16 protein-coding genes are annotated in these 17,727 nt (G+C 68.3%); 9 read left to right on the top strand and 7 right to left on the bottom strand.

The window, feature by feature from the left end; all coding sequences use genetic code 11:
• The first annotated feature begins 89 nt into the window (after window positions 1–89).
• From metX to AC3WQM_RS23055, 3 genes are read left to right on the top strand one after another with little or no spacing between them, the layout of a single operon-like run.
• Complete coding sequence (gene metX, locus AC3WQM_RS23045; RefSeq protein ID WP_492681983.1) at window positions 90–1,250, top strand: homoserine O-succinyltransferase MetX; 1,161 nt, start codon at window positions 90–92, stop codon at window positions 1,248–1,250.
• A complete protein-coding gene (gene metW, locus AC3WQM_RS23050; protein WP_062473606.1) occupies window positions 1,247–1,834 on the top strand; it encodes a methionine biosynthesis protein MetW in 588 nt (195 codons plus the stop codon). The genes metX and metW overlap by 4 nt, the downstream gene beginning before the upstream one ends.
• Window positions 1,835–1,871: 37 nt before the next feature.
• Window positions 1,872–2,459 (top strand): IMPACT family protein, encoded by a 588-nt coding sequence (locus tag AC3WQM_RS23055; RefSeq protein ID WP_492681985.1) that lies wholly within the window; start codon window positions 1,872–1,874, stop codon window positions 2,457–2,459.
• Here the strand turns inward: AC3WQM_RS23055 and AC3WQM_RS23060 are convergent.
• The gene (locus AC3WQM_RS23060; protein WP_492681987.1) at window positions 2,404–3,336 is read right to left on the bottom strand and encodes an ion transporter; all 933 of its coding nucleotides are present in this window, start codon (window positions 3,334–3,336) and stop codon (window positions 2,404–2,406) included. The genes AC3WQM_RS23055 and AC3WQM_RS23060 overlap by 56 nt on opposite strands.
• Before the next feature lie 113 nt (window positions 3,337–3,449).
• On the opposite strand from AC3WQM_RS23060, the gene AC3WQM_RS23065 reads away from it, so the two are divergent.
• Complete coding sequence (locus AC3WQM_RS23065; RefSeq protein WP_099794230.1) at window positions 3,450–3,953, top strand: bactofilin family protein; 504 nt, start codon at window positions 3,450–3,452, stop codon at window positions 3,951–3,953.
• A 21-nt stretch (window positions 3,954–3,974) separates the two neighbouring features.
• Here the strand turns inward: AC3WQM_RS23065 and AC3WQM_RS23070 are convergent, their stop codons facing one another.
• The gene (locus tag AC3WQM_RS23070; RefSeq protein ID WP_492681989.1) at window positions 3,975–4,754 is read right to left on the bottom strand and encodes a DUF72 domain-containing protein; all 780 of its coding nucleotides are present in this window, start codon (window positions 4,752–4,754) and stop codon (window positions 3,975–3,977) included.
• Window positions 4,755–4,846: 92 nt separating this feature from the next.
• Here AC3WQM_RS23070 and AC3WQM_RS23075 point away from each other — a divergent pair, with 92 nt between their 5' ends.
• Together AC3WQM_RS23075 and AC3WQM_RS23080 are read left to right on the top strand one after the other, a co-directional pair.
• A complete protein-coding gene (locus AC3WQM_RS23075; protein WP_492681991.1) occupies window positions 4,847–6,358 on the top strand; it encodes a M20 family metallopeptidase in 1,512 nt (503 codons plus the stop codon).
• A 73-nt stretch (window positions 6,359–6,431) separates the two neighbouring features.
• A complete protein-coding gene (locus tag AC3WQM_RS23080; protein ID WP_492681993.1) occupies window positions 6,432–7,307 on the top strand; it encodes an alpha/beta hydrolase in 876 nt (291 codons plus the stop codon).
• Between the two features lie 3 nt (window positions 7,308–7,310).
• Here AC3WQM_RS23080 and AC3WQM_RS23085 read toward each other — a convergent pair whose 3' ends face one another.
• From AC3WQM_RS23085 to AC3WQM_RS23105, 5 genes are all read right to left on the bottom strand, one after another.
• Window positions 7,311–8,489 carry an MFS transporter gene (locus AC3WQM_RS23085; protein WP_492681995.1) on the bottom strand — a complete coding sequence of 393 codons (1,179 nt, stop codon included), beginning with the start codon at window positions 8,487–8,489 and terminating at the stop codon, window positions 7,311–7,313.
• Window positions 8,490–8,595: 106 nt separating this feature from the next.
• On the bottom strand, window positions 8,596–9,060 hold the full coding sequence (locus AC3WQM_RS23090) for a YidB family protein (protein WP_070063350.1): 465 nt from the start codon (window positions 9,058–9,060) through the stop codon (window positions 8,596–8,598).
• 100 nt (window positions 9,061–9,160) lie between these two features.
• The gene (locus tag AC3WQM_RS23095) at window positions 9,161–10,516 is read right to left on the bottom strand and encodes a M20/M25/M40 family metallo-hydrolase (protein ID WP_492681997.1); all 1,356 of its coding nucleotides are present in this window, start codon (window positions 10,514–10,516) and stop codon (window positions 9,161–9,163) included.
• A 103-nt stretch (window positions 10,517–10,619) separates the two neighbouring features.
• The gene (locus AC3WQM_RS23100) at window positions 10,620–11,351 is read right to left on the bottom strand and encodes a 16S rRNA (uracil(1498)-N(3))-methyltransferase (protein WP_492681999.1); all 732 of its coding nucleotides are present in this window, start codon (window positions 11,349–11,351) and stop codon (window positions 10,620–10,622) included.
• 79 nt (window positions 11,352–11,430) lie between these two features.
• Window positions 11,431–12,528: an aminoglycoside phosphotransferase family protein gene (locus AC3WQM_RS23105; protein ID WP_492682001.1), complete on the bottom strand. Its 1,098-nt coding sequence runs from the start codon at window positions 12,526–12,528 to the stop codon at window positions 11,431–11,433.
• A gap of 133 nt (window positions 12,529–12,661) precedes the next feature.
• Here AC3WQM_RS23105 and AC3WQM_RS23110 point away from each other — a divergent pair, with 133 nt between their 5' ends.
• Genes AC3WQM_RS23110 through rsmA form a run of 3 tightly spaced genes read left to right on the top strand, consistent with a single transcriptional unit; the run spans window position 12,662 to window position 17,473 of the window.
• Window positions 12,662–15,253, top strand: a complete 2,592-nt coding sequence (locus tag AC3WQM_RS23110; protein WP_492682003.1) for an LPS-assembly protein LptD — start codon at window positions 12,662–12,664, stop codon at window positions 15,251–15,253.
• A gap of 19 nt (window positions 15,254–15,272) precedes the next feature.
• A complete protein-coding gene (locus AC3WQM_RS23115) occupies window positions 15,273–16,679 on the top strand; it encodes a peptidylprolyl isomerase (RefSeq protein WP_492682005.1) in 1,407 nt (468 codons plus the stop codon).
• Between the two features lie 26 nt (window positions 16,680–16,705).
• Window positions 16,706–17,473 (top strand): 16S rRNA (adenine(1518)-N(6)/adenine(1519)-N(6))-dimethyltransferase RsmA, encoded by a 768-nt coding sequence (rsmA, locus tag AC3WQM_RS23120; RefSeq protein ID WP_492682007.1) that lies wholly within the window; start codon window positions 16,706–16,708, stop codon window positions 17,471–17,473.
• Window positions 17,474–17,727: the final 254 nt, after the last annotated feature.

Raw genomic sequence — 17,727 nt, forward strand, 5'->3', positions numbered from 1 at the left:
TTTGCTTCAGCTTGCGGGCGCTTTATAAATTCTGCTAAAGACGGCTGCCGAACCCGGCTCGTTTTTGGCGAGGCCGGGTTTTTTCATTCATGTCGTCGCCATCACCTTTGGTCGTCACTCCGCAGTCGATGCAGTTCGCAGGCCCGCTGGCCCTGCGCAGCGGCGCTTCGATCAGCGGCTACACGCTCGCCTACGAAACCTACGGCACCCTCAACGTCGAGCGCAGCAATGCGGTGCTGGTGTGCCATGCGCTCAATGCTTCGCACCACGTCGCGGGCGTGTACGAGGGCCAGGCCCGCTCCGAGGGTTGGTGGGACAACATGGTGGGCCCGGGCAAGCCGCTGGACACCGACCGCTTCTTCGTGATCGGCGTCAACAACCTCGGCTCCTGCTTCGGCTCGACCGGCCCGATGCACGTGAACCCCGCCAACGGCCGCGTCTACGGCGCCGACTTCCCGGTGGTCACGGTCGAAGACTGGGTCGACGCCCAGGCCGCGCTGCTCGACGCGCTCGGCATCCAGACGCTCGCGGCCGTGATGGGCGGCAGCCTCGGCGGCATGCAGGCGCTGTCGTGGACGCTGCAGTACCCCGATCGCGTGCGGCATGCCGTGGTGGTGGCCAGCGCGCCCAACCTCACGGCCGAGAACATCGCCTTCAATGAGGTGGCACGCCGCGCCATCGTGACCGACCCCGACTTCCACGGCGGCCACTTCTACGAATACGGCGTGATCCCCAAGCGCGGCCTGCGCATCGCCCGCATGATCGGCCACATCACCTACCTGAGCGACGATGTGATGAACGCCAAGTTCGGGCGCCTCCTGCGCAGCGCCGTCGAAGGCGAAGTGGCGGGGCTCGACTACCGCTATTCCACGCAGGACGTCGAGTTCCAGATCGAAAGCTACCTGCGCTACCAGGGCGACAAGTTCAGCGAGTACTTCGACGCCAACACCTACCTGCTGATCACCCGCGCGCTCGACTACTTCGACCCCGCGCGCCACCACGGCGGCCAGCTCAGCACCGCGCTGGCACAGGCCACGGCCAAGTTCCTGCTCGTGAGCTTCAAGACCGACTGGCGCTTCTCGCCCGCGCGCAGCCGCGAGATCGTGAAGGCGCTGCTCGACAACCGCCGCAACGTGAGCTACGCCGAGATCGACGCGCCGCACGGCCACGACGCCTTCCTGCTCGACGACGTGCGCTACATGGGCGTGGTGCGCTCGTACTTCGAACGCGTCGCCAAGGAATTCCAATGAGCGACCTTGCACACCAACGACTGATCGCCGAGCTCGTGCCGAAGGGCTCGCGCGTGCTCGACCTGGGCTGCGGCGACGGCGCCCTGCTCGACCTGCTGCAGCGCGAGCGCGGCTGCACCGGCTACGGCGTGGAGATCGCGGACGGCAACGTGCTGCAGTGCATCCGCCGCGGCGTCGACGTGATCCAGCTCAACCTCGACGAAGGCCTGGCGATGTTCGACGACGCCACCTTCGACGTCGTGCTGCAGATCGACACGCTGCAGCATCTGCGCAATGCCGAGGTCATGCTGCGCGAGACCGCGCGCGTGGGCCGCTTCGGCATCGTGGCCTTTCCCAACTTCGCGCACTGGCCCAACCGCCTGAGCGTGGCGCGCGGGCGCATGCCCGTGACGCGCCGCCTGCCCTACCAGTGGTACGACACGCCCAACATCCGCGTCGGCACCTACAAGGACTTCGAGGTGCTGGCCGGCAAGAACAACCTGCGCGTGCTCGACGCCTTCGGCCTGCAGAACGGGCGCGACGTGCGCTGGCTGCCCAACGCGCGCGCCAGCACGGCGGTGTTCAAGTTCGAGCGGGGCGGCTGAGCACGCCGCCCTCGCACCGCACGGACATCGGGTCGGAATGAGCTTCACGCTCGCGCAGCCGGTTCACAGCGAACTGCTCATCAAGAAAAGCCGCTTCATCGGCTGCGTGCAACCGGTGCCCGACCGCGCGGCCGCGCTGGCGGTGGTGGCCTCGCTGCGCGCCGAACACCCTGGCGCCGCACACGTGTGCTGGGCCTTGATGGCCGGCGGCCAGTCGGCGGCGAACGACGACGGCGAGCCCGGCGGCACGGCCGGACGCCCGATGTTGGAGGTGCTGCGCCACCAGCAGGTGGAAGGCGCGCTCGCCACGGTGGTGCGCTACTTCGGCGGCGTGAAGCTCGGCGCCGGCGGGCTCGTGCGGGCCTACACCGACGCCGTGGCCCAGGCCCTGCTCGGCGCCACGCTGGTGCCGCTCGTGCGCCAGCGCCAGCTGCAGTGCGCCGTGCCCTATGCGCTCGAGGGGCTGGTGCGGCGCGAGCTGGCCGCCATCGGCGCGGTGCTGGAAGACGTGCAGCACGGCGACGACGTGCGCTTTGCCTTCGCGCTGCCCTCGCCGGAGGCCGATGCCTTCATCGCGCGACTCGACGATGCTGCGCAAGGGCGCGTCGTCTGGCCGACGGCGTGAGCCGCTTCGCCGGCGCCTTGCCTGGCGTCGGCTCTGTTGCCAGGGCGAGCACGCCGCGCGAGGCGAGCGCGATCGGCTCCGCCAGATCGTCGTCGACGCTGCGCCGCGTCATCTCGGCCGTCACGATGCCGGTGGGCACGGCCAGCACGCCCCAGCCCAGCAGCATCATCACGGAGGCGATCGCGCGGCCCAGGTCGGTCTTGGGCACGAGGTCGCCGAAGCCGACCGTGGCCATGGTGGAGATCGCCCAGTAGATCGCCACCGGAATGCTGGTGAAGCCGTGCGTCGGGCCTTCGACCACGTACATCAGCGTGCCCATCACCAGCACCACGAGCATCACGAAGCCCACGAACACCGTGATCTTGCGACGGCTGGACGCCACGGCCTGCACCAGCGCGCGGTACTCCACCGAATAGCGCGAGAGCTTGAAGATGCGGAACACGCGCAACAACCGCAGGATGCGCACATCGATCAGGTAGGCCAGCTCCGGCGCGAAGGCCACGAGAAAGGTCGGCAGCAGCGCCAGCAGGTCGATCACGCCGTAGAAGCTCAATGCGTAGCGCAGCGGCTTGTTCACGCAGCACAGCCGCGCGATGTACTCCAGCGTGAAGAGGATCGTGAACACCCATTCGAGGGCATTGAACAGTGGGCGCCACTGGTCGCGGATCGACTGCACGCTGTCCAGGATGACGACCAGCACGCTCATCACGATCACCGCGATCAGCGTCAGGTCGAACCACAGGCCGGCGGGCGTGTCGGCCTCGAAGATCACGGTGAACAGCTTGCGGCGCCAACCACTCGCCGGCTTGTCGAACCGCGAGTCGGTGGCAGCGGGCGTGGACAGGGCTTCGATGTTCGGGCGGATCAGGCGGGTCATGCGGGCATTGTCAGGGGGCCAGGCGACTTATTCAGTTACGCTTCTTGCGCAATGAAGTGCCGCATGCCGCGAGCGCCTTCTTACGATAGTCCCCTTTCTTGAGGAGCTCCCCTTTGGCCACACAGTCCCCCTTTTTCGGCAAGCGCGATCGTGACACCGACTCGCTGACGTCCCGTCCCGCACCGCTGGTCGGTTCGGGCACCAATCTCTCGGGCACTCCCGTCAATCCCTCCTCGTTGACCGCGCAGGCCGGCCTGGCCCCGGTGGCCGCCGCTCCCGCCGTCAAGGAAGGCGGCAGCAAGCTCACCGTCGGCCCGAACATCAAGCTCAAGGGCGTCGAGATCACCGATTGCGACACGCTCGTGGTCGAAGGCCTGGTCGAAGCGACCATGGACTCGCGCCTGATGCAGATCGCCGAACAGGGCGAGTTCAAGGGCTCGGCCGAAATCGACATCGCCGAGATCCGCGGCGTGTTCGACGGCAACCTCACCGTGCGCGAAAAGCTCGTCATTCACTCGACCGGCAAGGTCACCGGCAAGATCCGCTACGGCAAGATCGTGATCGAAGAAGGCGGCCAGCTGTCGGGCGAAATCAGCTTCGGCGCCAAGGCGTCGTAAGCCAGCCCATGCAGGCCGCCCTCAGGCGGCCGGCGGCTTCCATCCCAGGCGCTCCAGCAAGGCACCGGCCGCGGCCGGTGCCTTTTCTTTGGCGCCGTTGATGAAGTACACGAACACGTCGCGCGCCTTCGGTGCAGCGGCCCAGCCCTGTGCGCGCTCGGCCCAGGTGTCGAGCGCCTTCGGCCCGTAGCCGGTCTTGAGCTTGGCGTCGGCCATCATGAGCCGCGCATAGGCAACGTCGCCTTCGGGCTCCTCGAAGGACGGAAACTTGTCGGCGTCGGTGAACACGGTCGACACCTTGTGTTTCTTCGCGAGCGCCTTGTAGGCGGGCGTGATGAAGCTCTCGTGGCGCACGTCCATCACGTGGCGCAGCACGCGGCTGCCCTCCTTCTTGGGCAGCAATTCCAGAAATGCCTCGAAGTCTTCGGGGTCGAACTGCTTGGTCGGCATGAACTGCCAGACGATCGGCCCGAGCTTGTCGCCCAGCTCGGCCACGCCGCTGTCGATGAAGCGCTGGATCGACTCGCCTGCGCTCGCCAGCACCTTGCGGTTGGTCGTGAAGCGCGAGGCCTTCATCGAGAACATGAAGTCGTCCGGCGTGTCGTCGTGCCACTTGCGGAAGGTCTCGGGCTTGAAGGTGCTGTAGTAGGTGCCGTTGATCTCGATGGCGCTCACTTGCCGGCTGGCGTAGTTCAACTCCTTCGCGTGAGCGAGGCCCTTGGGGTAGAAGTTGTCGCGCCAGGGCTCGAAGGTCCAGCCGCCTATCCCTGCCTTGATCCGCGTCGATGTTGCCTTGCTCACATTGCGCTCCGGGTTTTGAGATCGCCCGCACTCTACGCGCGCTCGCCGCGAGGCGCAAAATGCGTTTTTTCGTCCCCGCGGAGAACCCCCCGATGAACGCCCCCCTGCACCGTGAAATGCCCGCCGGCACGCTCGACGCGACGCGCGCCCTCTCTGATGTCACCGCCCAGTGGGACGGCGACATCGTCAAGCAACTCACCGACTACATCGCCATTCCCGCCAAGTCGCCCGGCTTCGACAAGGACTGGTCGGCCAACGGCTACCTGGAGACCGTGCTGCGCAACGCCGCGGCCTGGGTCGAGGCGCAGAAGGTCGAGGGCCTGAAGCTGGAAATCGTGCGCCTCGAGGGCCGCACGCCGGTGCTGTTCTTCGAAGTGCCGGCCACCGGCACCAACATGGCCGAGACCGTGCTGATGTACGGCCACCTCGACAAGCAACCCGAATTCACCGGCTGGCGCAACGACCTCGGCCCGTGGACGCCCAAGTACGAGAGCGGCCTGCTCTACGGCCGCGGCGGCGCAGACGACGGCTACGCCGTGTACGCCAGCGTGGCCGCGCTGCAGGCGCTCAAGGCCCAGGGCGTGGCGCACCCGCGCATCGTCGGCCTCATCGAGACCTGCGAGGAAAGCGGCTCCTACGACCTGCTGCCCTATGTCGACGCGCTGCGTCCGCGCCTGGGCGAGGTCGAGCTGGTGATCTGCCTGGATTCGGGCGCCGGCAACTACGACCAGCTGTGGCTCACGACCTCGCTGCGCGGCATGGCCAGCGGCACGCTCAAGGTCGAGGTGCTGACCGAAGGCATCCACTCGGGCGACGCCTCGGGCCTCGTGCCCTCGAGCTTCCGCATCATGCGGCAGGTGCTCGACCGCCTCGAAGACAGCGCCACCGGCCGCCTGCTGCCCGCGAGCTTCCATTGCGAAGTGCCGGCCGACCGGCTGGCACAGGCCAAGGCCACCGCGGCCATCCTCGGCGACGAGGTCTACAAGCGCTTTCCGTGGGCGCACTACGACTGCGGAGGCTCGACCATGTTCGCGCTGCCGACCACCACCGACCCGGTCGAGGCGCTGCTCAACCGCACCTGGAAGCCCACGCTGTCGGTCACCGGCGCCGAAGGCTTTCCGGCCCTGAAGGATGCGGGCAACGTGCTGCGCCCCTACACCGCCTTCAAGCTCTCGCTGCGCCTGCCGCCGCTGGTCGATGCGGCCGAGACGGTGCAAAAGCTCAAGGCCCTGCTCGAAGACAACGCGCCCTACCAGGCGCGGGTGACCTTCGAAAGCGGTGGCGGCGCCACCGGCTGGAACGCCCCCACCATCACGCCGTGGTTCGAGGACGCGCTCAACAAGGCCTCGCGCGCGCACTTCGGCGCGTCGTGCGGCTACATCGGCCAGGGCGGCACGATCCCGCTGATGAACATGCTGAGCGCCGGCTTCCCGACGGCGCAGATGATGGTCTGCGGCGTGCTGGGCCCGAAGAGCAACGCACACGGTCCCAACGAGTTCCTGCACGTGCCCTATGCCAAGAAGCTGACGGCCGCCGTGGCCGAGGTCATCGCCGCCCTGCCGGTGGCGCACCGCGCTGCGGCTGCGGAGCCGGTGGCGGCTTGAGCGCCGCGCCGGGCCGCCCCAAGCAAGCGCGCTCCCGCCTGGCGGGAAGGCGCGCAGCGCCAAGGGTGCACCAATGAACGACGCGCTGCCCCTGCCGCACCGCGTGTCGCTGTCCACGCCGGACGGCGAGACGCTGGCGCTGCGGCGGCTGCCCGCCGCCGGCAGGCCCCGCGCCGTCGTGGTCGTGGTGCACGGGCTGGGCGAGCATGCGGGGCGCTATCACGGCCTCGCCAAGCAGCTGCATGCCTGGGGCTTCGCGGTCTGGGCGCACGACCACCACGGGCACGGCGAGTCCACCGGTGCGCGCGGCGGCCTGCCCAGCGAGCTGCGGCTGGTCGACGATCTGGCCCTGGTGATCGACGACGCGCGCCGCGAGAACCCCGGCGTGCCGCTGGTGCTGCTCGGCCACAGCCTGGGCGGCCTGGTCGCCGCGAGCCTGGTGGCGCGCGGCGTGCGGCCGGTCGATGCGCTGGTGCTGTCGTCGCCGGGGCTCGACCCGGGGCTGAACGGGTTCCAGAAGATGCTGCTGGCCGTGCTGCCGCGCATCGCGCCCAACCTGCGCGTGGGCAACGGGCTCGACGACAAGTACCTCTCGCACGACCCGGTGGTGGTGCAGGCCTACCGCGACGATCCGCTCACGCACGACCGCATCGGCAGCCGGCTGGCGCGCTTTCTCGCGTACGAAGGTGCCACGGTGCAGCAGCACGCGGCGCGCTGGCCGGTGCCCACGCTGCTGATCTACGCGGGCGACGACCGGCTCGTGCGGCCGGCTGCCAGCCGTGCCTTCGCGGCGGCCGCTGCGCCCAGCGGCAAGGTCGAGGCGAAGTGCTTCGACACGCTGTACCACGAGCTGTTCAACGAGCTCGATGCGGAGCCCGTGTTCGACACGCTGCAGCGCTGGCTCGACCGGCGGTTTCCGGCGGCGGCTGTTTCGGCGCGCGTGGCCTGAGGCTCAGGCCTTGGCCACCGGCGTGCGCCGGCGTTGCGTCTGCGCGAGCCAGAGCAGCGCGGCGCCGGTCAGCGCCACCGGCACCAGCGAGCCGTAATTCAACAGCTGCCAGCCCTGTGTGGTCACCAGCACGCCCGAGGCGAACGAGGTCAGCGCCAGCGTCGCGAACACGCAGAAGTTGAGCGCGCCCTGGGCGCGGTCGCGCTCCTCGGCCGTGTAGGCCGTGAGCGAGAGCGTCGTGCTGCCGGTGAACAGGAAATTCCAGCCCACGCCCAGCAGGAACAGCGCCACCAGGAAGTGGTGCAGCGCCACGCCCGACAGTGCCACCACGATGCAGCCGAGGTTCAGCGCCAGCCCCACCCCCATCACCGGCAGCGTGCCGAAGCGGCGGATCAGGTGGCCGGTGAAGAAGCCCGGCGCGAACATGCCGATCACGTGCCATTCGAGCACCAGCGCCGCATCGGAAAACGGCAGGCTGCAGATCTGCATCGCGATCGGCGTGGCAGCCATCAGCAGGTTCATCACGCCGTAGCTCAGGGCGCCCGCGGCGGCCGACACGATGAACACGGGCTGGCGCATGATCTCGCCCAGCGACCGGCCGCCGGCCGCTTCCTTGCGGGTCGGTGACGGCGGGAATTCGATGAAGCGCATCACCGCCATCGAGAGCAGCGCCACCGCCGCCAGCGCGATGTAGGCGCCGGCGAAGGGCACGGAGAGGGCGTCGCGCGTGAAGGTCGCCAGGTTCGGCCCCGCCACCGCGCCGATCAGGCCGCCGGCCATCACCATCGACACGGCCTTCTCGCGCCAGGCCGGCAGCGCCAGTTCGGCTGCCGCGAAACGGTAGAGCCCGGCGTTGGCGTTGTAGTAACCCGCGACCACGGTGGCGAAGCACAGCAGCCAGAAGTTCTTGGAGGACGCCGCGTAGGCGCACAGCAGCGCCGAGCCGACCGCCACCGCCAGCCCGATCTGGAACGAGCCGCGGCGGCCGAAGCGCTGCTGCGTGCGTGCCACCAGCCCCGTGCTCAGCGCGCCGCCCACCACATAGCCCATCACAGGCAGCGTCGCCATCCAGCCCTGCGGCGCGATGCCCAGGCCCACGAGACCGTTGATGGCGATGAAGGTGACGTTGTTGGTCAGGAGCAGGCCCTGGCAGATGGCCAGGAGCCACAGATTGCGATTCATGGGGCGCGGTTCTACGCGATTGGGCGACGAAGGCAAGGCGCCGGCCAAAAAAAAAGCGCCCTCGCGGGCGCCGGAATTCTGAGAATGAAATTCGCCGGGTGGCAGGTCAGGTCGGCTTGTTGCCTTGCAGCAGGCCGCTGAGCGAGCCCAGCAGGTCTTCATGGTTGCCGAGGCCTTGCTCGGGCACCTTGCCCTGCGGCGTGAGCTGGTTGATGAGGGCCGGCAGCATGGTGGCCAGCATCGGCAGCAACATTTGTGCGTTGATGCCGAGTTTGGAAGCGATGGCAGCGATCGTGTCGCCGCCCAGCGCGTTCTGCAGCTGATCGCCCGACACCGGCTTGTTTTCACCGTTGCCGATCCACGAGCCGATCACGTCGCCCATGCCTGCCTGCTCGAATTTCGAGACCATGCCGCCGAGGCCGCCCTGCCCGCCGTTATTGGCAAGCAGGCCGCCCAGGGCGCCGGCGAGGCTTCCGAGATCTCCCAATCCCCCGAGGCCACCGCCTTGCGGTTGCTGCTGTTGTGCAGCGCCTCCAAGCACCTGACCGAGTACCGAATCGAGCAAACCCATGACCATTCCTTGTTGTGTGACAGAAACGCTCACATTTTCCAATGTGGCGACCCGCTCGCCGAAAGTGGCCGCGCCACTTTCGAACTGGCAACGTGACAAATTACTTGCTGCGTGCCGCGCGTTTCGGCAGGAGCGCGGGGCTGATGCCCTGCACACCGACCAGGCCGAGCACGGTGACGAGCGAATTCTGCGCGCCTTTCCATGCATCTGTCACGTCAATCGACTCGGCCAGCGAGTGAAATCCGCCCGACTTGCCGCCGCCGCCGATGATGATGGCCGGGATGCCCAGCGAAATGGGAACGTTCGCATCCGTGCTGCCGCCGCGCAGCAGCGTCTTGTGGCCAAAAGCACTGTTGGCGCGCGTGGCGGCTTCGACGATCACCGAGTCGGGCGGCGTGCGGCCACCCGGGCGGTCGCCGATCAGCTTGGTGCTCACGCTCAGGCTGCTCACGTTCCAGCGCTTGTTCTCTTCCGCCACGGCCTCGTCGAGTGTGGCGAGGATCTTCTTCTCGGTCTCGAGCAGCGAGGCCATGTCGTCCGAGCGGATGTCGATGGCCATGCGCGCATCGGGCGCGATGGTGTTCACCGAGGTGCCGCCGCCCACGGTGCCGACGGTGAAGGTGGTCTTGGGGAAGCTCGGCGTGCGCACGTCGGCGATCTTGGCGATGGCACGGCCCATGCCGTGGATCGCGCTGGGCACCTGGCCGAAGGCGCCGAAGCTGTGGCCGCCCGGGCCCTTGAAGGTGACTTCGTAGCGATGGCTCGCGGTGCCGAGCACCAGCACGTGGCCGTCGGGCGAGGGCTCCAGGCCCACCATGCCGTCGATGTCCAGGTGGTCGCGGAAGATGGCCTTCATGCCGCGCAGGTTGCCCAGCTCTTCCTCGCCGACGTTGGCGACGATCATCAGGTCGCCCACGGTCTGGATCTTGTTGTCGTTGAGCACCTTGAGCCATGACAGCAGCACCGACAGGCCCCGCGTGTCGTCGCCGATGCCGGGCGCGAAGAGCTTGCCGTCGCGCTCCTTCACCTTGACGTCGGTGCCGGCGGGAAAGACCGTATCGAGGTGCGCCGAGATCAGCAGCTTGGGGCCGTGGCCCGTGCCCTTGCGCAGGCCGATCACGTTGCCTTCGGCGTCGATCTTCGCGTCGGGCAGGCCGAGGGCTTTCAGGCGTGCCAGGAAGGCTTCGGCGCGCTTCTGTTCCTTGAAGGGCGGCGCCTCGATCTCGGTCAGCGTCTTCAGTTCTTCGACCGTGCGTTCGTGGTCGGCCTTGACCGATTCCAGCAGCTTGCGGATCGCGGGCGAAGCCATGAGCTGGGTGTAGGCCTGGTCGACCGCGGGGCTGACCTGCGCCGGCGTGGGCGCGACAGCCTGGCTCTGGGCGTGGACGACGGGCATGGCGCACAGCGCGGCCAGAACGAGAGGGGCGAGACGAAACGCGCGGGATGAACGAGGCATGAGGGAGCGGTCCTTCCGGGAGGCGGATTGAACAAGGAAAAGGAAGCGGCCATTGTTCCGCAGGCGCTTGGTTCGCGCCTCGCGGAAAACCCCCCGCAACGGCTCAGGCGCCGATGAGCGACACCAGCGCTGCGAGCGCGGCGGTTTCTGCGCGCAACACCCGTGCGCCGAGCGTGGCCGGCGCGAAGCCGCGCGCGATGGCGTCCTGTTCCTCGGTGGCGCTGAGGCCGCCTTCGGGCCCGCTCAACACGAGCGCGGATTGCGTGGTCGGGGTGTTCGCAGCCACGGCGGCGACGGCACGCGTGCCGTCGGCCAGGCTCAGCACCAGGCGCGTCGCCGAAGCGTCGGAGGGGGCAGCGCTGCCGAGCCATCCCGCGAAAGACTGCACCGGATGAATCACCGGCACGCGGTTGCGACCGCACTGCTCGCAGGCCGCGACGGCGATGGCTTCCCAGTGCGCCCGCTTCTTCTCGGCGCGTTCGCCCGACAGGCGCAGCACGCCGTGCGCCGTGGCCAGCGGCTGGATGCTGGTCACGCCGAGTTCGGTGGCCTTTTCGACCAGCCAGTCCATGCGCTCGTTGGCCGGCATGCCGACCGCGAGGTGCACGGCGCGGGCTGCTTCGCGCTCCACCGGCGTGTGGGCACCGACCGCCACGGCGACCTCGCTGCGGCCCATGCGCTCGACCGTCGCGGCGTACTCGCCGCCTGCGCCGTCGAACAGGGTGAGGGTGTCGCCGGGCTGCATGCGCAGCACCTGCACATGGCGCGCGGCGCCCGGCGGCAACGCCAGGCTGGCGCCGGCGGTCAGCGGCACGGAGCAGTGAAAACGGGGCATGCTATGAAATCAGGAGCTGACAGCGCCCGTGGTGCGGGCGCTACAGCGATTTTCTTTTTCGGATTTTTTCAGTTTCTCTTCAGACTCGGCCGTAGGCGAAGCCGGTGACGGCCGTGGTGCCCTCGACCTCGTCGATCACGCGCAGCAGCGGCTTCAGCTCGATGTAGCGGCTGGCGGTGGCGCGGATGTAAGCGATGAAGCGAGGTGTGTCGGCCAGGTAGCGCGGCTTGCCGTCGCGCAGCGTCAGGCGCGCGAAGATGCCGGCCACCTTGAGGTGGCGCTGCAGGCCCATCCATTCGACCGCGCGGTAGAAGGCGCCGAAGTCTTCGTCGACCGGCAGGCCGGCCTTGCGTGCGGCGGTCCAGTAGCGGATGGTGATGTCGAGCACGAACTCCTCGTCCCAGCTGAGGAAGGCATCGCGCATCAGGCTGGCGATGTCGTAGGTGATCGGGCCGTAGACGGCGTCCTGGAAGTCGAGCACGCCCAGCGGCTGGCCGGCATCGCTGCCCACCATGAGGTTGCGCGGCATGAAGTCGCGGTGCACGTAGACGCTCGGCGACGCGAGGTTGTTCTCGACGATCAGCGCGAAGGCGCGGTCCAGGCGTTCCTTCAGCTGGCCTTCGACGGCCACGCCGCGGTGCTTGCCGATGTACCACTCGGGAAAGAGCGCCAGTTCGCGCTCGAGCAGGGCCCGGTCATAGGGCGGCAGCACGCCGGGCTTGGAGGCCAATTGCCAGCGAATCAAAGCGTCGATGGCCTGGTCGTAGAGCGGCCGGTTGGCGTCGGGATGGGCCGGGTCGATCACGTCGAGCATGGTCTGGCGGCCCAGGTCGTCGAGCAGCAGGAAGCCGTGGTCGCGGTCCCATTCGAGCACCTGCGGCGCGGTCACGCCGGCCTCGGTCATCAGCTGTGCCACCTGCACGAAGGGGGCGCTGTTTTCCTTGTCGGGCGGCGCATCCATCACGATGCGCGTGCCGCCGTCGGTGGTGTCGAGGCGGAAGTAGCGGCGAAAGCTCGCGTCGGCCGAGGCCAGCCGGACGGTGTCCGGGCGCAGTTGGCGGGTGCCGGCGATGCCGGCCAGCCAGCCTTGGAACGCTTCGGCCCGCTGCGGATCTGTCCAGAGAATGGCCTGGTCGGGGTGTGGGGTCGTGGACGCCGGGGTCGAAGGTGCTGTCATGGATAATCAATTCTACAAATCCGCCTGGCGCGGCACCCCTTCCCAAGGCCGATCCGGCCGGGCGGGGTGGCTGCCGGTCCCCGCAACCCGCCGGCCTGCCGCGCCGTCCCCGACGATCTTTCGTTCCGAATCGATGCCTACGACCCCACGCGCCGCCTTGCGACGTTTGAGCCCGCCGCTGCCACTGGCCGTGCTGTCGCTGGCGTTGTTGCACGCGCATGGCGCCTTCGCCCAGCAGGCCGGCGTCCTCGACGGACCGCTCACGCTGAAGCGCACACCGCTGCTCACCGAGACGCTGACGCCCGTGCAACGCAGCCAGCTGCCCAGCCTTGTCACCGGCGACCGCATTTCCGGTCGCCCCGACCTGGAGACCGTGATCGAGGGCAACGCCACGCTGCGCCGCGGTCCGGTCGCCATCACGGCCGACCGCCTCGAGTACTACCAGCCCGACGACCGTGCCAAGGCCACCGGCAATGTGCGGGTCAACCAGGCCGGCAACGTGTACGAAGGCCCCGAGCTGGAACTCAAGCTCGAGACCTTCGAGGGCTTCTTCAACAACGTGCGCTACCGCTTCCTCGCGACCGGTGGCCACGGCGAGGCCGAGCGCATCGACTTCGTCGATTCCAACGTGTCCATCGCGCGGCGCGCCAGCTACACCACCTGCCGCCGCGAAGACTTCCCCGGCTGGATGCCGGCCTGGCTGCTGACCGCCGCCACGCTGACCACCGACACCGAGGAAAACGAAGGTGTCGCCATCGATGCGCGCATGAGCTTCATGGGCATCACGACGCCGCCGATCCCGCGCGTGACCTTCCCGCTGTCCAACGAGCGCAAGAGCGGCCTGCTGCCGCCGACCATCGGGCTGGACAACACCAACGGTTTCGAGGTCGCGCAGCCTTACTACTGGAACATTGCGCCCAATCGCGACGCCACCTTCACGCCCACGCTGATGAGCAAGCGCGGGCTGAACCTGGCCAACGAATTCCGCTACCTCGAGAAGGACTACAGCGGCAGCATCCGCCTGGACCTGATGGGCAGCGACCGCCTCGTGGGCCAGCGCTACAACGAGGCGCGTGCCGAGCAGCTGCAGAAGCTGAACAACGGCGAGATCGCGCTCAAGGACCTGAACTTCGGCAAGCCGCCCGACAGCAGCAAGCGCTGGGGCCTGTGGCTCAACCACCACCACGACTTCGACGCCAAGGCGCTGGGGCTGGATTCGCTGTCCGCCAACGTCAACATCAACCGCGTCAGCGACAACGACTACTGGCGCGACTTCACGCGCACGCCGACGCTGGCGCAGCGCCAGCTGCCGAGCGAAGGTTCGCTGAACTGGACCAAGGGCGACTGGAGCGGCGCCGTGCGCGCCCTGCGCTACCAGACGCTGCAGTACAACCTGTCGCCGGTCGTGCCGTCGTACGACCGCGTGCCGCAGATCACGGCCAACTACGCCAAGTACGACTGGCACGGTTTCGACGTCTCGCTGAACACCGACTACTCGCGCTTTCGCGTCAACAGCATCATGGCCGGCCAGCCCGGCTTCGACCTCAATCAGCAGTCGCAGCCCGACGGCGACCGCGTGTTCGCGCAGGCGGCGATCAGCCGGCCGTTCCTCACGCCGAGCTCCTTCGTCATCCCGAAGCTGCAGCTGCACGCGACCTCGTACAACTACTACCTGCCGCAGTCGTCTATTCCGAAGGTGTCGGTCAACGGCATCGATTACGTGAACGGGATGCCGTACAACCAGAGTCAGCTGTACTTCTTCCCGACCTCGTCGAACCGCGTCGTGCCGACCTTCAGCCTGGACAGCGGCCTGGTCTTCGAGCGCGACGCCAACTACTTCGGCCGCGCCTTCCGCCAGACGCTGGAGCCGCGCGCGTACTACGTGTACACGCCGTACCGCAACCAGAGCATGCTGCCGAACTACGATTCGGCCGCCAACGACTTCAGCTTTGCGACCATCTACACCGAGAACGCGTTCTCGGGTGCGGACCGCATCTCGGACACCAACGCGCTCACGCTGGGCGTCACGTCCCGCCTGATCGACCCGGGCACCGGCGTGGAAGCCGTGCGCTTCGGCATCGCGCAGCGCTTCCGCTTTGCCGACCAGAAGGTCACGCTGCCGGGCGTCGCGCCGGTCACCGACCGCACCAGCGACCTGCTGCTGGGTGCCCAGATCAACTGGACGCCCAAGTGGAGCCTGGACACGCTGCTCCAGTACAACCCCGATTCGCGCCGCTCCACGCGCAGCGCGATCAGCGCGCGCTACAACCCGGGCCCGTACCGCAACCTCAGCGCCGCCTTCCGCTACCAGGCGCCGAGCACGCCCACGGCCACCGACGGCAACAAGTCGATCGACTTCGGCTGGCAATGGCCGCTCAACGACCTGTGGGGCGACAAGGGCAAGGACCTCGGGCCGGGCAAGGGCGAAGGCGGCGGACGCTGGTACGCCGTGGGCCGCCTCAATTACAGCCTGCAGGACAAGAAGCTCACGGACGGCGTGCTCGGGGTCGAGTACGACGGCTGCTGCTGGATCAGCCGCGTGGTGCTGCAGCGCATCACTACCGGCCAGGTGACGGCCAACACCCGCATCATGTTCCAGCTCGAATTCGTCGGTTTCTCCAGCATCGGATCGAGCCCGATGCAGGCGCTGCGACAGAACATCCAGCGCTACCAGCCGCTGCGTCAACCGACCGAAGCCCCGAGCCGCTTCACCAATTACGACTGAAACGACGACCGTTCACGCCATGAAACACATCCGTTCCCTCATCACCCTGGGTTGCCTTGCGGCCATCGCCGCGACGGCGGGCGCACAGGGCTTTCGTTCCGGCAGCGGCATCACGGACATCATGCGCGCCGGTCCCCGGATCATTCCGCCGGCGGCCCGCCCTGCCGCCGGCCCCGCGGCGGCGCCGGTGCAGCGCTCGGCCGAATACATCGTGGCGCTGGTCAACTCCGAGCCCATCACCAACACCGAGGTGCAATCGCGTGTCACGCGCCTGATCCGCGAGAACCCGGACGCCGAGCGCGTGCCGCGCGCCGAACTCACGCGCCTCGTGCTGGAGCGCCTGATCACCGAGCGCGCGCAGCTGCAGCTGGCGAAGGAAAACGGCATCAAGGTCGACGACGTGGCGATCGACCAGGCCGAGCAGACCGTGGCGCGCCAGAACGAGATCAGCCTCACCGAACTGCGCAGCCGCGTGGCAGCCGAGGGCATCTCGCCGCGCGAATTCCGCAACGACCTGCGCGACCAGCTGCTGCTCACGCGCCTGCGCGACCGCGAGGTCGAATCGAAGGTCAAGGTCAGCGACACCGAGGCCGACGAGTACCTGCGCGACCAGCGCGAGAGCGCCGTCAAGAACAACGCGCTGCTCAACCTCAACATCGCCCAGCTGCTGGTGGCCGTGCCAGAGAACGCCACCGACGCGCAGCTCGCTGCCGCACAGAAGAAGGCCACCGACCTCGCCCAGCGCGCGCGCAGTGGCGAAGACTTCGCCAAGCTGGTGCGCGAGAACTCCGACTCGCCCGACCGCGCCAACGGTGGCGCGCTCGGCCTGCGCAGCGCCGACCGCTACCCGCCGGCGTTCGTCGAGGCCACGCAATCGACCGCAGTGAACGGCATCGCCGGGCCCGTGCGTTCGGGCGCCGGCTTCCACGTGCTCAAGGTGCTGACCAAGGCGCAGGTGGGCGCGTCGGATGCATCCATCACCCAGACCCAGGTGCGCCACATCCTGCTGATGAACGACCCCAAGCGCACGACCGCGCAGGCGGTGGCACAGCTGCAGGAATTCAAGCGCCGCGTGCAGTCGGGCACCGCCGACTTCGCCGGCCTGGCGCGCGACAACTCGCAGGACGCGAGCGCCAAGGAAGGCGGCGACCTCGGCTGGTCGCGCCCCGGCCAGTTCGTGCCCGAGTTCGAGGAAGCCATGGACCGGCTCACGCCGGGCCAGATCAGCGACCCTGTGGTGTCGCGCTTCGGCGTCCACCTGATCCAGGTGGTCGGCCGCCGCGAAGCCAAGCTGAGCCAGTCGGAGCAGCGCGAAGCCGCGCGCGCCGCGCTGCGCGAACAGCGCGTCGAAGAAGCCTTCACCACCTGGGTGCAGGAAGTGCGCGCGCGCGCCTACGTCGAATTCCGCGAGCCGCCGCAGTCCTGATGGCAGCGGCAACGTCTTAGGCCGCGATGGCACAGCACATTGCGAGAAAGCGGTTCGGACAGCACTTCCTGTCCGACGGCGGGATCATCGACGGGATCGTGCAGGCGATCGCGCCGCAGCCCGGCGATGCGATGGTCGAGATCGGGCCGGGGCTCGCGGCGCTCACGCAGCCGCTGGTCGAGCGGCTCGGCCGGCTCACGGTCATCGAGCTCGACCGCGACCTGGCCAAGCGGCTGCGCGAGCATCCGCAGCTGGATGTCATCGAGTCCGACGTGCTCAAGGTGGACTTCGCCGAACTTGCGGCCAAGGCCGCGCCGAAGCCGCTGCGCGTGGTCGGCAACCTGCCCTACAACATCTCCACGCCGATCCTGTTCCATCTGCTGGGCTACGCCCACCTGATCGCCGACCAGCACTTCATGCTGCAAAAGGAAGTGATCGACCGCATGGTGGCCAAGCCCGCCACGTCGGACTACAGCCGCCTGAGCGTGATGCTGCAGTGGCGCTACGACATGGAGAACGTGCTGTTCGTGCCGCCCGAGAGCTTCGATCCGCCGCCGCGCGTCGACAGCGCCGTGGTGCGGATGGTGCCGCTCGCGCAGCCGCCGGCGGTCGATGCGGCGCGGCTCGGCGAGATCGTGCAAGTGGCCTTCAGCCAGCGGCGCAAGATCCTGCGGCACACGCTGGGCAGGTGGCTGGAGACGCACGGCTTCGAAGGAGAGTTCGACCCGCAGCGCCGCGCCGAGGAGGTGCCGGTGGCCGAATACGTCGCACTGGCCCAAGCCGTTCCCCCATGAAAAAAGCCCGTCGATGACGGGCTTTTTTCTTTTCCAGGGTGCCACCGATCCGGCTTTGCCGGTCGGTAGGCGCCGCCCCCGGAAGGGGGTTGGCGAAGCGACACGAAGTGCGCGCAGCCTGGGGGTGAGCCTGGTTACGCGGCGGCCAGCCAGTAGCCCGCGTTGAAGGGGCTGCTCATGCGCAGCGCCAGGGGCGACACGTCGACGAGCTTGTCGGTCGGCATTTTCTCGCCGGCCGGCTCGGTGCTGGCGGC

Source organism: Variovorax sp. FW301-JW7, from assembly GCF_058788795.1.

Excerpts from the sequence above, each read along its gene's own strand:
- AC3WQM_RS23105 (WP_492682001.1), bottom strand. The coding sequence starts at position 12,528 with ATGACAGCACCTTCGACCCCGGCGTCCACGACCCCACACCCCGACCAG.
- AC3WQM_RS23090 (WP_070063350.1), bottom strand. The coding sequence starts at position 9,060 with ATGGGTTTGCTCGATTCGGTACTCGGTCAGGTGCTTGGAGGCGCTGCA.
- metX (WP_492681983.1), top strand. The coding sequence starts at position 90 with ATGTCGTCGCCATCACCTTTGGTCGTCACTCCGCAGTCGATGCAGTTC.
- AC3WQM_RS23110 (WP_492682003.1), top strand. The coding sequence starts at position 12,662 with ATGCCTACGACCCCACGCGCCGCCTTGCGACGTTTGAGCCCGCCGCTG.
- metW (WP_062473606.1), top strand. The coding sequence starts at position 1,247 with ATGAGCGACCTTGCACACCAACGACTGATCGCCGAGCTCGTGCCGAAG.
- AC3WQM_RS23055 (WP_492681985.1), top strand. The coding sequence starts at position 1,872 with ATGAGCTTCACGCTCGCGCAGCCGGTTCACAGCGAACTGCTCATCAAG.
- AC3WQM_RS23080 (WP_492681993.1), top strand. The coding sequence starts at position 6,432 with ATGAACGACGCGCTGCCCCTGCCGCACCGCGTGTCGCTGTCCACGCCG.
- AC3WQM_RS23100 (WP_492681999.1), bottom strand. The coding sequence starts at position 11,351 with ATGCCCCGTTTTCACTGCTCCGTGCCGCTGACCGCCGGCGCCAGCCTG.
- AC3WQM_RS23115 (WP_492682005.1), top strand. The coding sequence starts at position 15,273 with ATGAAACACATCCGTTCCCTCATCACCCTGGGTTGCCTTGCGGCCATC.
- AC3WQM_RS23095 (WP_492681997.1), bottom strand. The coding sequence starts at position 10,516 with ATGCCTCGTTCATCCCGCGCGTTTCGTCTCGCCCCTCTCGTTCTGGCC.
- AC3WQM_RS23060 (WP_492681987.1), bottom strand. The coding sequence starts at position 3,336 with ATGACCCGCCTGATCCGCCCGAACATCGAAGCCCTGTCCACGCCCGCT.
- rsmA (WP_492682007.1), top strand. The coding sequence starts at position 16,706 with ATGGCACAGCACATTGCGAGAAAGCGGTTCGGACAGCACTTCCTGTCC.
- AC3WQM_RS23085 (WP_492681995.1), bottom strand. The coding sequence starts at position 8,489 with ATGAATCGCAATCTGTGGCTCCTGGCCATCTGCCAGGGCCTGCTCCTG.
- AC3WQM_RS23075 (WP_492681991.1), top strand. The coding sequence starts at position 4,847 with ATGAACGCCCCCCTGCACCGTGAAATGCCCGCCGGCACGCTCGACGCG.